At 54.0% G+C, this 15,616-nt stretch carries 14 protein-coding genes and 1 riboswitch; of the genes, 8 read left to right on the top strand and 6 right to left on the bottom strand.

What is annotated here, in order from left to right; genetic code table 11:
- The 3 genes from JY391_RS08370 (at nt 1) to yegS (ending at nt 3,465) form a co-directional block, all read left to right on the top strand.
- Complete coding sequence (locus JY391_RS08370; protein ID WP_211935552.1) at nt 1–711, top strand: tetratricopeptide repeat protein; 711 nt, start codon at nt 1–3, stop codon at nt 709–711.
- A gap of 187 nt (nt 712–898) precedes the next feature.
- On the top strand, nt 899–2,260 hold the full coding sequence (trhP, locus tag JY391_RS08365) for a prephenate-dependent tRNA uridine(34) hydroxylase TrhP (protein WP_211935551.1): 1,362 nt from the start codon (nt 899–901) through the stop codon (nt 2,258–2,260).
- Nucleotides 2,261–2,565: 305 nt separating this feature from the next.
- A complete protein-coding gene (gene yegS, locus JY391_RS08360) occupies nt 2,566–3,465 on the top strand; it encodes a lipid kinase YegS (protein ID WP_060569289.1) in 900 nt (299 codons plus the stop codon).
- Nucleotides 3,466–3,520: 55 nt separating this feature from the next.
- Here yegS and fbaB read toward each other — a convergent pair whose 3' ends face one another.
- A complete protein-coding gene (gene fbaB / locus JY391_RS08355) occupies nt 3,521–4,573 on the bottom strand; it encodes a class I fructose-bisphosphate aldolase (protein ID WP_042284383.1) in 1,053 nt (350 codons plus the stop codon).
- Nucleotides 4,574–4,822: 249 nt separating this feature from the next.
- Here fbaB and JY391_RS08350 point away from each other — a divergent pair, with 249 nt between their 5' ends.
- Genes JY391_RS08350 through JY391_RS08340 form a run of 3 tightly spaced genes read left to right on the top strand, consistent with a single transcriptional unit; the run spans nt 4,823 to nt 8,054 of the window.
- Nucleotides 4,823–6,094, top strand: coding sequence for a nucleoside permease (locus tag JY391_RS08350; RefSeq protein ID WP_211935785.1), 1,272 nt, complete (start codon nt 4,823–4,825; stop codon nt 6,092–6,094).
- Nucleotides 6,091–7,095: an ADP-ribosylglycohydrolase family protein gene (locus JY391_RS08345; RefSeq protein WP_211935550.1), complete on the top strand. Its 1,005-nt coding sequence runs from the start codon at nt 6,091–6,093 to the stop codon at nt 7,093–7,095. The genes JY391_RS08350 and JY391_RS08345 overlap by 4 nt, the downstream gene beginning before the upstream one ends.
- Nucleotides 7,092–8,054 (top strand): PfkB family carbohydrate kinase, encoded by a 963-nt coding sequence (locus tag JY391_RS08340; RefSeq protein ID WP_211935549.1) that lies wholly within the window; start codon nt 7,092–7,094, stop codon nt 8,052–8,054. Before JY391_RS08345 ends, JY391_RS08340 begins: the two co-directional genes overlap by 4 nt.
- Nucleotides 8,055–8,123: 69 nt before the next feature.
- Here the strand turns inward: JY391_RS08340 and JY391_RS08335 are convergent, their stop codons facing one another.
- Genes JY391_RS08335 through thiM form a run of 3 tightly spaced genes read right to left on the bottom strand, consistent with a single transcriptional unit; the run spans nt 8,124 to nt 10,497 of the window.
- Nucleotides 8,124–8,870, bottom strand: a complete 747-nt coding sequence (locus JY391_RS08335) for a GntR family transcriptional regulator (protein ID WP_060569293.1) — start codon at nt 8,868–8,870, stop codon at nt 8,124–8,126.
- Nucleotides 8,871–8,911: 41 nt separating this feature from the next.
- A complete protein-coding gene (gene thiD / locus JY391_RS08330) occupies nt 8,912–9,712 on the bottom strand; it encodes a bifunctional hydroxymethylpyrimidine kinase/phosphomethylpyrimidine kinase (RefSeq protein WP_042284397.1) in 801 nt (266 codons plus the stop codon).
- A complete protein-coding gene (gene thiM / locus JY391_RS08325; protein ID WP_211935548.1) occupies nt 9,709–10,497 on the bottom strand; it encodes a hydroxyethylthiazole kinase in 789 nt (262 codons plus the stop codon). The genes thiD and thiM overlap by 4 nt, the downstream gene beginning before the upstream one ends.
- Nucleotides 10,498–10,528: 31 nt before the next feature.
- A riboswitch (TPP riboswitch) is annotated at nt 10,529–10,625 on the bottom strand.
- A 498-nt stretch (nt 10,626–11,123) separates the two neighbouring features.
- Here thiM and JY391_RS08320 point away from each other — a divergent pair.
- The gene (locus JY391_RS08320) at nt 11,124–11,519 is read left to right on the top strand and encodes a hypothetical protein (protein ID WP_211935547.1); all 396 of its coding nucleotides are present in this window, start codon (nt 11,124–11,126) and stop codon (nt 11,517–11,519) included.
- A 243-nt stretch (nt 11,520–11,762) separates the two neighbouring features.
- Nucleotides 11,763–12,095, top strand: a complete 333-nt coding sequence (gene rcnB, locus JY391_RS08315; protein WP_042284405.1) for a Ni(II)/Co(II) efflux transporter accessory subunit RcnB — start codon at nt 11,763–11,765, stop codon at nt 12,093–12,095.
- 49 nt (nt 12,096–12,144) lie between these two features.
- Here the strand turns inward: rcnB and JY391_RS08310 are convergent, their stop codons facing one another.
- Together JY391_RS08310 and JY391_RS08305 are read right to left on the bottom strand one after the other, a co-directional pair.
- Nucleotides 12,145–13,113: a fimbrial protein gene (locus tag JY391_RS08310; RefSeq protein ID WP_211935546.1), complete on the bottom strand. Its 969-nt coding sequence runs from the start codon at nt 13,111–13,113 to the stop codon at nt 12,145–12,147.
- Between the two features lie 12 nt (nt 13,114–13,125).
- Nucleotides 13,126–15,612, bottom strand: a complete 2,487-nt coding sequence (locus JY391_RS08305; RefSeq protein WP_211935545.1) for a fimbrial biogenesis outer membrane usher protein — start codon at nt 15,610–15,612, stop codon at nt 13,126–13,128.
- Between the last annotated feature and the right edge of the window lie 4 nt (nt 15,613–15,616).

Raw genomic sequence — 15,616 nt, 5'->3', positions numbered from 1 at the left:
ATGGATAGACGACATTACGCCTTGTTACTCGCACTGGTTTCAGGCATGGCCCATGCGGAATTCTCCGACGAACGGCTGGAGGCGGATTGCGCAAAGATCCCGACCTGGGCAAGCCAGGGCGAAACGTTCTATAAAGCGAAAAACTACGGCAAAGCGCGCGAAGCCTTTGTGCGACAGGTCGCGTGGAGCGAAAACTGTGGCCTGGATGACAAGCTTATCGCCACGGCTTATAACAATGTGGCGCTCACCTGGATTCGCCAGGGTGAGTGGCGAAAAGCGCGCGCCTGGCTGATGCTCACACCGGATGATGAAAAATCCGTTTATAATCTTGCCCTTATCAAAGACAAACTTGACGCCCTTTCGCAATCTGGCCCGGCGGGCGAGTATTGGCGTTATGCCGGGCTGGCCTCATGGAATGTCCTGCAGGTCAAACCGGCGGCAAAAAAAGCGGATTACCAGATCGATTTTCAGGGTTATTACATGGGCTTAATGGGGCTGTACAGCGGCCCCAATATGGGCGAATTCTCGGAAAGGGTCACGATACAAGACGATAAGGCCATCGTGGCCATTCGCGAAGGCGATTATCTCCATTGCGATATTTCTTTAACCTTCTCTCCTGAAACCATTGATGCCGAAACCGATGATGTGACGGGCTGCGGTTTTGGTATGAACGTTAGAGCGGACGGGCATTATCTTCGCGTTGATGAATAAATACCGTCTGCCTGATGACGCCACGCTTATCCGGCCTGTTTATCCTCCTTCAGGTCGGATACGGCGTTTCCCTTTACTTTACCTCCCCTCTTCGCGGCGCTACAATGCCCGCCCTTAACGTGAGGACTCTCCTCCTGCCGCTTCATCAGGTGAAGCGGATCTGACCTGTCATCAGAACGAGAACACTATGTTTAAACCGGAACTCCTTTCCCCGGCGGGAACGCTGAAAAACATGCGTTACGCTTTCGCCTATGGCGCTGACGCCGTGTATGCGGGCCAGCCGCGCTACTCCCTGCGCGTGCGCAACAACGAATTCAACCACGAAAACCTTCAGCTTGGCATCAATGAAGCCCATGCGCTGGGGAAAAAATTCTACGTGGTGGTGAACATCGCGCCGCACAACGCAAAGCTGAAAACCTTTATCCGCGACCTCAAACCGGTGGTGGAAATGGGTCCGGATGCCCTGATCATGTCTGACCCCGGGCTTATCATGCTGGTGCGGGAAAACTTCCCCGATATGCCGATCCATCTCTCCGTACAGGCCAACGCCGTCAACTGGGCAACGGTAAAATTCTGGCATCAGATGGGGTTAACGCGCGTGATCCTTTCCCGCGAACTGTCGCTGGAAGAAATAGAAGAGATCCGCAATCAGGTGCCGGACATGGAGATCGAAATTTTCGTGCACGGCGCGCTGTGCATGGCCTACTCCGGCCGTTGCCTGCTCTCTGGCTACATCAATAAACGTGACCCGAATCAGGGCACCTGCACTAACGCCTGCCGCTGGGAGTACAACGTCCAGGAAGGCAAAGAGGATATGGTCGGCAATATTGTTCACAAATACGAACCGATTCCGGTGCAAAACGTCGAGCCGACGCTGGGTATTGGCGCGCCTACCGATAAAGTGTTCATGATAGAAGAAGCCCAGCGGCCCGGCGAGTACATGACCGCGTTCGAGGATGAGCACGGCACCTATATCATGAACTCAAAAGATCTGCGCGCCATCGCTCACGTTGAGCGCCTGACCCACATGGGCGTGCACTCGCTGAAAATTGAAGGCCGCACCAAATCTTTCTACTATTGCGCCCGCACCGCGCAGGTGTACCGGAAAGCCATTGACGACGCCGCCGCCGGTAAACCGTTCGATCCGCAGTTGCTGGAAACCCTGGAAGGTCTGGCGCACCGTGGCTACACCGAAGGCTTCCTGCGTCGTCATACCCACGACGACTACCAGAACTATGACTATGGTTATTCGGTGTCTGAGCGCCAGCAGTTCGTGGGGGAATTCACCGGCGAGCGTAAAGGTGAGTTAGCCGCCGTTGCGGTAAAGAACAAGTTTTCTGTCGGCGACAGCCTTGAGCTGATGACGCCGCAGGGCAACGTCAACTTTACCCTGGAACAAATGGAAAACGGCAAAGGCGAAGCGATGCCGGTCGCACCGGGCGACGGCTATACCGTATGGATCCCTGTACCGCAGGATCTTACGCTGGATTATGCTCTGCTGATGCGCAATTTTTCCGGTGAATCAACGCGTAATCCGCACGGTAAATAGTTAATCAGGGTTATTTTTTCATGCCAGGATGATTCTTAGAAACCGATCACATACCGCTTCGTTCTTTAAGGGTATTATCCGCCGTGCTGAAAAACATAACCCATAAATGCTAGCTGTACCAGGAACCACCTCCTTAGCCTGCGTAATCTCCCTTACGCAGGCTTATTTTTTGGGCGGCTGTTTTTTTATTTCCAGACGCCATTCTGCAAAAAGCGGAACCCTTTTTCAGTCAGTTCTGTCCGCGCGGTTTTTCATTCTGCTATACACTTCTTGTGTTCTGATAAAACAATAAGGCAAAAACGAGAATGGCTAATTTTCCCGCCAGTTTACTGATTCTGAACGGCAAGGGGGCCGATAACCCCACGCTTCGTGAAGCGATTGGGCTGCTTCGTGACGAAGGCGTAGAAATTCATGTTCGCGTTACGTGGGAAAAAGGCGACGCGCAGCGCTATGTTGAAGAAGCCCGCCGTCTCGGCGTGGAAACGGTGATTGCCGGCGGCGGCGACGGAACAATTAATGAAGTGGCGACCGCGTTAATTCAGTGCGAAGGCCAGGCCGTTCCGGCGCTGGGTATTCTGCCGCTCGGCACAGCCAACGATTTCGCTACCAGTGTCGGCATACCAGACGCGCTGGATAAAGCGCTGAAGCTGGCCATCGCCGGGAACGCCGTCGCGATTGATATCGCAAAAGTGAACGACAAAACCTGCTTTATCAATATGGCGACCGGCGGATTCGGTACCCGCATTACCACCGAAACGCCGGAAAAGCTGAAGGCCGCGCTGGGGGGCGTGTCGTATATCATCCACGGTCTGATGCGCATGGATACGCTGAAACCTGACCGCTGCGAAATTCGCGGCGAGAACTTTCAGTGGCAGGGTGACGCGCTGGTGATCGGCATTGGCAACGGTCGCCAGGCGGGTGGCGGACAGCAGCTCTGCCCGGACGCGCTGATTAACGACGGTTTACTGCAACTGCGAATCTTTACCGGCGAGGAGATCCTGCCCGCGCTGTTTTCCACCCTCAAGCCGCCGGAAGAAAATCCCAATATCGTCGACGGCGCCTCCTCGTGGTTCGAGATACGCGCGCCGCACGACATTACCTTTAACCTGGACGGCGAACCGCTGAGCGGTCAGTCTTTTCATATTAAAACCCTCCCCGCCGCGCTACGCTGCCGTTTACCACCGGACTGTCCGTTGTTGCGTTAATGCTTCCTTCTGGTCGTGATGAAAAGGCTGCGACCACGCGCCGCAGCCCTGCTGGTCAGGCGATAGTGACCTTATTGTCGAGGTAGACATCCTGAACAGCGTTGATCAGCTTCACACCGTCCGCCATCGACTTTTTGAAGGCTTTGCGGCCGAGGATCAGGCCCATACCGCCAGCACGTTTGTTGATGACCGCCGTACGTACCGCGTCGGTCAGATCGGTCTCGCCGCCCGCCGCGCCGCCGGAGTTAATCAGACCCGCACGTCCCATATAGCAGTTCGCCAACTGGTAACGCACCAGATCGATTGGGTTGTCGCTGGTCAGTTTGCTGTAGACGCGATCGTCGGTGTAGCCGAAATTAACCGCTTTATAACCGCCATTATTTTCCGCCATTTTCTGCTTCACGATATCCGCGCCGATGGTCGCCGCCAGATGGTTAGCCTGCCCGGTGAGATCCGCAGAAACGTGGTAATCGGTCCCCTCTTTCTTAAACGCCGAATTACGCAAATACGCCCACAGCACGGTGACCATCCCCAGCTCATGCGCCCGTTCAAAGGCCGCGGAAATCTCTTCAATTTGCCGACGGGACTGCTCGGAACCGAAGTAGATCGTCGCGCCGACGGCGACCGCCCCCATATTGAACGCCTGCTCGACGCTGGCATACAGGGTCTGATCGTATTCCGTTGGGTAGCTTAACGTTTCGTTGTGGTTCAACTTCACCAGGAACGGAATACGGTGGGCGTAGCGGCGCGAGACGGAAGCCAACACGCCGTATGTGGATGCCACACAGTTACAGCCGGCTTCAATCGCCAGCTCAACAATATTCTTTGGATCAAAATAGAGCGGGTTGGCGGCAAACGACGCGCCTGCCGAGTGTTCCACGCCCTGGTCAACCGGTAAAATAGACAGATAACCGGTTCCCGCCAGACGTCCGGTATTATACAGCGTCTGCATGTTACGCAGCACCGCAGGCGGACGGTTATTGTCCACCATCACGCGGTCAACGTAGTCATGTCCTGGCAGATAAAGTTGGTCAGAAGGTATGGTCATACAACGATGCTGTAACAGGCTGTCGGCGTCTTTGCCAAGCAACTGCGCAATATCAGTCATAGCTATGCTCCCGTAAGTTCCGAGGGATTCGGAATGTGGATTGTCCTGACCCGCTTTTGCGGGCAGCATTAAGCCTGGTACCGACCGGCCATTTTTTCCATTTTCAGCGCACTTTTCAGCGCTATCTGCTGGCACGATTCACTGACGAAAAAGTGTTATGACGGTCAAGATTTCGCCGCAAAGGTATTTTAAAGGTATTATTTAATGGTACTGTCATGACGTACCTTACCTGTCATGAAGGATTTAATGATGAAAACTACAGTGAAACTGTCATTCATGATGTTCGTTGAGTGGTTTATCTGGGGGGCCTGGTTCGTTCCGCTGTGGCTCTGGTTAAGCAAAAGCGGCTTTTCTGCCGGTGAGATTGGCTGGTCTTACGCCTGTACGGCGATAGCGGCGATCCTCTCGCCGATCCTTGTGGGTTCGCTGACCGACCGCTTTTTCTCGGCGCAAAAGGTGCTCGCTGTGCTGATGTTCGCAGGCGCGGCGCTGATGTATTTTGCCGCCCGACAAACGACCTTTGCCGGGTTCTTTCCGTTGCTGCTGGCCTATTCGCTGACCTATATGCCCACTATCGCCCTGACCAACAGTATCGCTTTCGCCAACGTGCCGGACGTGGAACGTGATTTTCCGCGCATCCGCGTAATGGGGACGATTGGCTGGATTGCGTCGGGTCTTGCCTGCGGGTTTCTGCCGCAGATGCTGGGTTATAACGATATCTCGCCGACCAATATTCCGTTGCTGATTACCGCCGCCAGTTCCGCGCTGCTGGGCGTGTTCGCTTTCTTTTTGCCGGACACCCCGCCAAAAAGCACGGGGAAAATGGACTTCCGGGTCATGCTCGGGCTGGACGCGCTGATCCTGCTGCGCGACCGCAACTTCCTCGTTTTTTTCTTCTGTTCGTTTTTGTTCGCGATGCCGCTGGCGTTTTATTACATCTTCGCCAACGGGTATCTGACGGAAGTCGGCATGAAAAACGCCACCGGCTGGATGACGCTCGGTCAGTTCTCCGAAATCTTCTTTATGCTGGCGCTGCCGTTTTTCACTAAACGCTTTGGTATTAAGAAGGTATTATTACTTGGTCTTATCACCGCGGCGATCCGGTACGCGTTCTTTATCTACGGCGGCGCAGAAGAATACTTCACCTATGCGTTGCTGTTTCTTGGCATTTTGCTGCACGGCGTCAGTTACGACTTCTACTACGTGACCGCCTATATCTACGTGGATAAAAAAGCGCCAGTGCATATGCGCACCGCGGCCCAGGGGCTGATCACCTTGTGCTGTCAGGGCTTCGGCAGCCTGCTGGGCTATCGTCTTGGCGGCGTGATGATGGAAAAAATGTTTGCTTATCAGGAACCGGTTAACGGTCTCACCTTCAACTGGGCGGGAATGTGGACGTTCGGCGCGGTGATGATCGCTGTCATTGCCGTACTGTTTATGATTTTCTTTCGCGAATCAGACAAAGAGATCACCGCTATTGAGGTTCGCGATTCTGCGTTGACACAAGGAGAAGTAAAATGAAAGCAGAGCGTATTCTCGGTGCTCTTTACGGGCAGGCGTTAGGGGATGCGATGGGGATGCCCTCTGAGCTGTGGCCGAGAAGCCGCGTGAAAGCGCACTTCGGTTGGATCGACCGCTTTCTGCCAGGTCCGCAGGAGAACAGCGCGGCCTGTTATTTCAATCGTGCGGAGTTTACCGATGATACTTCGATGGCGCTCTGTCTGGCAGATGCGCTCCTGGCGCGCGACGGCGACATTGATCCCGACCTGATTGGCCACACGATTCTCGACTGGGCGCAGGGCTTTGACGCTTTCAATAAAAATGTTCTCGGGCCGACGTCGAAGATTGCACTCAACGCCATACGCGACGGTAAACCGGTAGCGGAACTGGATAACAACGGCGTCACTAACGGCGCGGCGATGCGCGTGTCGCCGTTGGGATGCCTGTTGCCGCCGCGCGATCTCGACGCCTTTATTGATGACGTGGCGCTGGCGTCCAGCCCCACCCACAAGTCGGATCTGGCCATTGCCGGCGCGGTAGTGGTGGCATGGGCCATTTCCCGGGCGGTAGACGGCGACGCATGGTCCGACATCGTGGCATCACTGCCCGCCATTGCCCGACACGCTCAGGAAAAACGCATCACCACTTTCAGCGCCTCGCTGGCTGCACGGCTGGAATTGGCGTTAAAAATCGTTCGCCAGGCCGATGGCCCTGAAGCCGCCAGTGAACAGCTGTATCAGATCGTGGGCGCGGGCACCAGCACGCTGGAGTCGGTCGCCTGCGCCATCGCTATGGTCGAGCTGGCGCAGACCGATCCGAACCGCTGCGCGATACTTTGCGCTAACCTGGGCGGCGATACCGATACCATCGGCGCGATGGCGACCGCCATTTGCGGCGCGCTGCACGGCATTGATGCCATCGATTCCACACTGAAACGAGAGCTGGATACGGTGAACCGCCTCGATTTCACCCGCTATGCTACGGAGCTGGCGCGTCTGCGTCAGCGACGGGAGGGAATATGAACGCTTCACGCCTGTACGGGATGCTTGCGGATCTCGACTCCCGCCAGCCGGTCACGGTAGTCGGCGCGGCGGTCATCGATGTTATCGCCGACGCTTACGCTCTGCCCTGGCGCGGCTGCGACATCGAGCTTAAGCAGCAAAGCGTTAACGTCGGCGGCTGCGCGCTAAACATCGCCGTCGCGCTAAAGCGCCTTGGGATTACGGCGACCAATGCCCTGCCGCTCGGCCAGGGCGTATGGGCGGAGATTATCCGCAACCGGATGGCGAAAGAGGGCTTATATAGCCCGATTGATCATGCTCAGGGTGATAACGGCTGGTGTCTTGCCCTGGTTGAGCCGGACGGTGAACGCACCTTTATGTCTTTTAGCGGCGTGGAAAATGCCTGGAACGCCGACTGGCTGGCTCAGCTCTCGGTGCCGCGAGGTAGCCTGATTTATCTGTCAGGCTATCAACTTGCGTCGCCGTGCGGCGAATTGCTGGCGCACTGGCTTGAAAACCTCACGGACGTGACGCCCGTTATTGATTTTGGTCCGCGGATTGGCGATATCCCCGATGCGCTGATGGCCCGTATTCTGGCCTGTCGTCCGCTGGTGTCGCTTAATCGCCAGGAGGCGGACATCGTCAGCGATCGCTTTACGCTAAGCAAGGAAATCCGGACATTTGGCGCAGAATGGGTCAGGCGTTTCGCTGCGCCACTGATAGTGCGTCATGACAAAGACGGAGCATGGTATTTCACTGACGATGCCGCTGGCTGCGTCCCCGCCTTCCCGACAACGGTGGTTGATACCATTGGCGCGGGCGACAGTCATGCCGGGGGATTGCTGGCCGGTCTGGCCTCTGGCTGGTCAGTTGCGGACGCGGTGCTGCTTGGTAACGCCGTCGCGTCGTGGGTCGTGGGACACCGGGGCGGCGACTGTGCGCCGTTCCGTGAACAGCTGCTGGTTTCGCTCAAGAGATAAATCATAAAGCCGCATCGGCGCAAATCAGTGCGGCTTTTGCCTCATGCAGACGACCGGTCTGCAAAAGCGCTACTCCTCGCAAACAAAGACATATAAATCGCTACGGCAATAGCTAATACTGTACTCAATGGGCCGCTGCTGCTGGTCGAGCGCGACCTGTTTAATGACCAGCACGGGGATTTTAGCATCCAGTTGAATATGCGACTGGAATTCGGCGTCCGGCATTTTTGCGCTCACCCGTGAACGGGTTCGCTGCGGATGAATATGCTGACTACGGAAATAATCATATAATGATACGCCGATATCATCCGCATCATGAATAAGATGCGCAGGCACCCAGGATTCCTCGATGGATACCGCCTCTTCATCAACATAGCGGATCCGCTTAAGTAAAAAGACGTCGCTTCCGGTTTCGACCGCCAGCTGTTGCGCCACGTCATCCGGGCATTTTACCACCCGCTTGTTGACCCACAGGGTGTCCGGTTTTTTCCCGCGCAGGACCACCTGCTGAGAGAAACCGCGCGCCTCTTTCAGGGAGTACTCAAAAATGTTGTTAATTTGCGTACCGTACCCACGCGCGCGCGTCACCACGCCTTCATCCTCAAGCGCCCGCATCGCCTTGCGCACCGTTATGCGCGAAACGCCGGTCAACTGACTCAGATCGCGCTCGCCGGGCAGAATATTGCCATGCTCCAGCACGCCGCTGCGCACGGCGTTTTTTACCGTTTCGGCGAACTTAATGTACAACGGTGTATTGTCCACCGCTGCGATACGTTCGTTGAGCTGTGCGATAAGCCGGGTATGCGCTTGTTCCATGGACGTTTTTCCTGACAGCAAGTCTTTTGCCAGTATATACGCTACCACCAGGCATGGAAATGATGAACCGGTCCAATCCCCTCCCCAACCTCCAGCGTATCCGCCTGGGCCAGCGCCGCAGAAAGCCAGCTTTTCGCCTCCTGCACCGTTTCGGTCCAGTCGGTATGGCGCGGGCGCAGCGCCGCGAGCGCCGCAGAGAGCGTACAGCCCGTACCGTGGGTATTTTTGGTCATCACCCGCGGCGCGGTAAAACGCTGCTCGCCCGTCGGCGTAAACAGCCAGTCCGGGCTTTGCGTATCGTCCAGATGTCCGCCCTTCATCAGCACCGCGCCACATCCCAGCGCCAGCAACGCACGTCCCTGCTCCAGCATCTCTTTTTCCGTACGGGCATGCGGACATGACAAAAGCGCCGCGGCCTCGGGCAGATTGGGCGTAATCAGCGAAACTTGCGGCAGTAAACGCGTCCGCAGGGTGGCGACAGCCGAAGGCGATAGCAGCGGATCGCCGCTTTTCGCCAGCATAACCGTATCCAGCACCACATTTTTCACCTGATGGCGCCGAAGACGTTCAGCTACCGCTTCCACAATATCGGTTTCGGCGAGCATACCGATTTTGGTGGTATCGATACGCACATCGCTGAACACCGAGTCCAGCTGTGCGGCGACAAAATCAGGCTCAATACGATAAACCGACTGCACGCCACGGGTGTTTTGCGCCACCAGCGCGGTGATGACCGAGCAGCCATACGCGCCAAGCGCAGAAAAGGTTTTCAGATCGGCCTGAATGCCCGCGCCGCCGCTGGGGTCCGTTCCGGCGATAGTTAATGCGTTGATCCGTTTCATGCCAGCGCCTCCTGGTCGAGTTGATACAGCGCGTCGAGGAATGCCGGGATAAAACTCCCCGGACCGCGACAGATTTCGCTGGCACGTTGTCCGGCGCGTTTCATCCACCAGCAGGCGGATGCGACATTTTCTGTCCGACTGCCCGGCAGCGCGCAGACAGCCGCCACTGCTGCCGAGAGCGCACAGCCGGTGCCCACAACGCGGGTCATTAACGGATCGCCGCCGGCGACGATCAGGGTACGTTCGCCATCGGTAACATAATCTATTTCCCCGGTGACCACGACAACGGCCCCCACCCGTACGGCCAGCCGCTTCGCCGCGGGCAACGCAGCGGCGGCAGCGTCGGTGGTATCCACACCGCGACCGCCGGCTCGCTCACCGGCTAAGGCGAGAATTTCAGAGGCATTGCCGCGAATGGCGGCGGGTTTCATGTTCAATATGTCCAGGCAGAACTCACGGCGATAGTCGAGCGCTCCCACCGCGACGGGGTCGAGCGCCCACGGCGTATGCGCGCTGTTCGCCCGTTCAACCGCCGCCCGCATCGCTACTGCGCGCGGCTGGGTTAGCGTGCCGACGTTGATCAACAGCGCGCTGGCAATCGCGGCGAACTGACACGCTTCGTCAGGTTCAATCACCATCGCGGGGGAAGCGCCGAGCGCCAGCAGCGTATTGGCGGTAAAGCTCTGAACCACATCATTGGTCATGCAATGGGTTAACGGAGAGTGTTGTTTAAAATGTTGCAGAGTATGCACCGCAAGTGCGGGGCTGAGCAGGTCAGGCTGCATAGTTACGCTCCTGCCCGCGCGAAGAAGGGACACGAGCAGTGTCTGACTTCCCTACGCTGGCATTATCCAGATCAGGTGGTACGGGTATTTCTCAGCCTTCGCGTGGAAGGGCACCCCGAGTCAATGTGCATAAATGCGTTATGCAAGGTTAAAAGGGTAAGGTAAGCCTCTGCGCTTTGCAAGATGGTTTTAAACTGGAGGCAGGAAGGATAAGCATCACCTTATATCAGATTATTTTCCCGTCGCCGCCTCCTGTTCTCAAATAACCCACGCTAATTATTTACGCAATCGCCACATTAACGTAATGTCATCATTTTATTTTTTGGCATTTATTTTCCAGGAGGCATTTCATATGATCTGCATCAACGTCATGCGGGCTTATTTAAAACATAGTCTTTATATTCAACAGGCCGATTGCTGACATTAATACAATGTCTCTCTCATTCCGCGCTTGATTCCAAATTCAGTCTGGCCAACGTGAACGTTAATTACCTTGAAAGACTTAAAATTTTTAATTTTGCAGGTCAGTATGTATTTTCTGTTTCTGCTTTGTGGCTTTTTCGCCGGGGCGATGTACGCCCAGCGACTAAGCTTTTGTGTATGGGGTTAAATGTAATGGTGATGATGTGAAAAACGTAACGAGGTTATGTCTGATTCCTGTTGTCGTCGCGCTGGCGGCATGTGCGTCGCCAGCTGACAGAATGGCAAAATACGGTGGGCAAAAAAATGTTAACGATATAGCGCAACATGCACAGGCAGCAAACGCCAGTCATGTTGCCGATCCATTGCGAATGGCAGAATTCAGCGGGCCGGGGATTAACGCCAGTATTAACAACGGATTTACCGTTGCGCATATTAATCACAAGAAAGCGACAGTCAAACGCGTCAATGCCGCTTACTACGAAGTCAGCGGTAACGGATATATCCTCTCCATCTCGCTTAATGATGAAGGGGTTGAAACGGCCTCTTACACTAAAGCGCATAGCCGCGTACACGGTATCCTTCAGGTGGTGCAGAAATAACCATTCCCCCGCCCGGCGCGGGGTTTTCCTCGAACGCTTTCCTCCAGTCAGTCTGTTCAGATAAGACATATCTCATGTCGCAATGAGATGCGGCGGAAGTAATCTCTGTTTGTGAAACGCCGGAGAGGAAGGTTACAATTTTTACTCAATTGCCGGGAATCTCACAAAAAGGCGCTTGCCTGACCTGGCTCTGCGGTTGAATCATGTACGACCTTGATGGATAACCCGAAGAGTGGAGTGTGTATGGGTATAAAAAATACTATGTTGCTGGGCGCATTGCTGCTCGCTTCCAGCGCGGTCTGGGCCGCACCTGCTACAACCGTCGCCGCAAAGGGGATTGATCAATATGAGCTCAGCAGCTTCGTGGCTGATTTCACCCATTTTAAACCCGGCGATACGGTTCCCGAGATGTACCGCACCGATGAGTACAACATCAAACAGTGGAAATTACGTAATCTGCCCGCGCCCGATGCCGGAACCCACTGGACCTACATGGGTGGCGCGTATGTGCTGATCAACGACGCTGACGGTAAGATCATCAAAGCCTACGACGGCGAAATTTTTTATCATCGGTGAAAAAACGCACCCTTTCATGGGTGCGTAAATATCCTGCCAGGTTTTGTTATTAGTGATAATCGACAACCACCTTCACCCTGCTAAGGGTTTCTCCCGCTGCGACGTGACCTGCATAGGTTCTGGTTCGCGCATAAAGATTGATGGGCACTGTGCTTCCCATAATCTCTGGCGAGGTATACGGGAATGCGCGTCCATACTGAATGCTGGTTGTACCGTCCAGCGAGAGCTGAAACCCTACCGCCCCTGCGCTGCCAGGGGATGCCGCTAAATCATTGGTTAAGGTCATCTCATCCTCAGCCAGGGGGCTAATCGGTTCAAAATAAAAGACAACATTGTCCGGGGTAAATTTCAGGCTCCCCGCCCCCCTCGCCTGACAAATAAACTGGACGGGATAAAGTGTGAACGGTTTTTTATTAAGATCGTTAATATTTATTGTGCCCAAATCGATCTCCTGATGGCCAAAAGCACAGGTCGTAATATCGATATCCAGAAATATATTGATAGTGTAATTTACCTTTTTGTCTGAAGAGCAGTTAGTCTGATTCCCCTGACAGTAGTCCAGCCGTAAGGTGGTCACCAGCGGTATTGTCGCCCCAGGCAAAATGACCGTCGCGTCCCCCGGCGAATCCGCTTCCACAATCGAATAATGTAGCACCAGTCCCGCCATAGCGAAAAAATCCGCCAACGTATATTGCGACTTCGCCGCAACCGGCGTCTGCTTCTGATAATCAACCGTAAATGAGATTATGTAGTATTTGCTGCCAACCCGAAATGCATAGCTGTCGCTTTGCGCAATGAGCATTGCTGCCTCCAGCCATGCGTTTACCGTAGAGTTGCATAACAAGACTATCGTTCCGTTCTGGCTCGCCGCAAAAAGACCGCCTTCCAACGTTCCGGACATGGCATTTGGCGTGAAAGTGTACTCACCATTTATTGTTTCGGACGGCATAAAATCACATTTGTAAGCCTGAGCCCAGAACGAACACAGCAATAATATTGTGAAGAGTATCCATTTCATCGTAATTTCCTTTTATTGGCAGACATAGGTTTTACTTTCATCAATCTCATTATTGAAAGAGATTGTGCAGTAACGGCCCTGCTGTTTATTCACGGCGACGTTGACTTTTGCCGGTACTTCATCACTACGAATAAATAACGTACTGCCTTGCCCCACCAATCCGATATTTATCCCCTGTGGGTCTTCTACCTCATAACCAAAGGTCAGCGGCGTGCCATCGGGGCGGAGTGCGCGGAAATACCAGGGCTTACGTGGATCAGTGTCAAATCGGGCTTTTACAACCGCCCCGCGATAAGGCGCTACGCTTTTCCGGTTTCCCTGCAATTCAGTGGTGCTATCGGTGTTAGAAATATCCAGCGTCAGTCTGTTTTCCCGGTACGCGCTCAGGCCGTCATACAATACCGTCCCTTTACTATTGGTAACCCGATATTTCTGACCGTTAATATATGCCCCCTTAAGCTCCGGCGCTTCAATGATCGCAAACGTATCAGAAAGACGAGAGGCCAGATTAATACCACCAGACCAGGCCACAATTCCGCCGGAAAGGCTTGCCCCGCTCTGTGTATAGTGTGAAGACTGGCTGTAGCTGCTGCTGAGAGTCGCAACCGGCGCGCGCCATGTGAGGTTAGCCCCGGCGCTGGTTTCGCTATCCTGACGCTGATGGCTCAGGTTAACGCCGTAGGAAAACTGGTCGCGCTCACCTGCGATACCGGTCAGGCTGGTGTTATTCGACGTAAAGCCATCGTCGTCCAACGTGGTTGAATTCGAAAGATACAGTTGACGCTTAGGTGTTGAGATACCGTCACCCCATTCAAGCGGAATTGATATAAAAAGGTTAAAGCGTTTATCTTGCTGGTGAGATTCATCATACGTCTGGCTGGCAGAAAGCGTATAAGTGATACGCCGCCAGCCAGAGGAGTAACTGAGCTGATAATCTTTGCTGTTACCATTTCGACCCCAATAGTCCCGCCACAGGGTGCTTAACGACAACGTCCCCCAACCTTCAGCAAGCGGCTGGCTAATATTGGCTGAAAAACTGTTCTTGCGTCCAAAGTCATAGTGATAGTAGTCGGCAATATCGTAGACATCGTGATCGTCGCGGTGATAACTGTTTTTATTATTCGCCCATATATGATCGTTAAAGGTACGATAATCACGTGACGAGTAGCGATATGCCGCCAGGCCAAAGCGTGTTTTTGTTGGCGAGAAATATTTATTCCAGGCAATCTGGTAGCTTTGTCCATCGAAAACAGCGCCATCATCCTGTTTACTGTGTGCTTGCGTGGCGTCTAAAGAGACCGCGCCAAAAGCCGTATTCCAGCCGGTACCCAGCGTGAAAGCCGAGTAATTGTCCCCCAGCATCGTACCGCCGTAGAGGGTTAACAGGTTGTTCACCCCATGCTGATAGCTGGCCTGCACGAAGTCACTTTGATGACTGGCACCCTCGATATCGCTCCGCCCAACGACAAAATCGTATTTTGATACGCCAGGCTGAAGCATATTAGGAACCGACGAATAAGGCACAAGATAGGTGGTGATACTGCCATCTGCTTCTTTTACGCTGACGTCAAGATCGGCCCCACCTCCTGCCAGCTGCAGATCGGCTATCGCAAAAGGTCCTGGAGGAACTTGTTTCTCATACACAATAAAGCCGTTTTGCTCAACGGTAACCAGCGCGTTACTTTGGGCGATGCCCTGAACGACAGGGGTAAAATTTTGTTTAGAGTTCGGCAACATTTGCATGTCGCGATACAGACGCATACCGCGAAAGCGAACAGCATCAAAAATATCTGAAGAGGTGTACATCTCACCCGCCTGCAACGTACCTAATACCGCCGGGAGCCCGCGTTCCAGATAGAGAGTGTTACTTTTCCATTCCCCTCTGCTGTCGTCGGATTTGCTGTAACTGGCATCGGAATGCAGCTGCCATCCGAGCAAATTCAGCCCACTATTGAAACGCGCGAAGATATTCTTATTGTTGCCGGTATTTTCATAATCACTGTTATACTGGCTGACATAATAAGAGGTATACAACGCATCAATACCACGATCCCAGTTTTGCGGTTCGACATACCCATATTCTGGCTCGTTAACAAACGCCTGTGGTACGTTCAATTCAAGACGAAAACGACCGATATCAAACACGTAATCTCCGCCATGCACCGCGGTTTTTAAGGGAATGCATTGCGCATCTTTACCCGTTTTGAGTGATTCCGTATCGATACCCAGACGATGCAGGAGCTGCCCGGTTAAACACGTCGTATCAGGATCGTCCTTGACGGTTAACTCATACTTTCCACTCCAGCGATGATTCACATAGAGCTCTAAATCGTAGACGCCGGGAATGGGATTTTCACCGTCAAAACTGAAGTTACTGCTTTTCTCGCCTTTTAATCCGCCCATCATAAAATGGGTATCAAAGGTCTCTTCTTCCGCTAACAGGGGACAAGAAAACTGCAATATGAATATCGCGGACGCGAGAGGAGTTATCCGTAACATAGCC

The organism is Citrobacter sedlakii, assembly GCF_018128425.1.
Taxonomy (GTDB): Bacteria; Pseudomonadota; Gammaproteobacteria; order Enterobacterales; family Enterobacteriaceae; genus Citrobacter_A; species Citrobacter_A sedlakii.
Note: the sequence above shows the minus strand (reverse complement) of the source record. Positions and strands in the feature narration are given on the sequence as shown.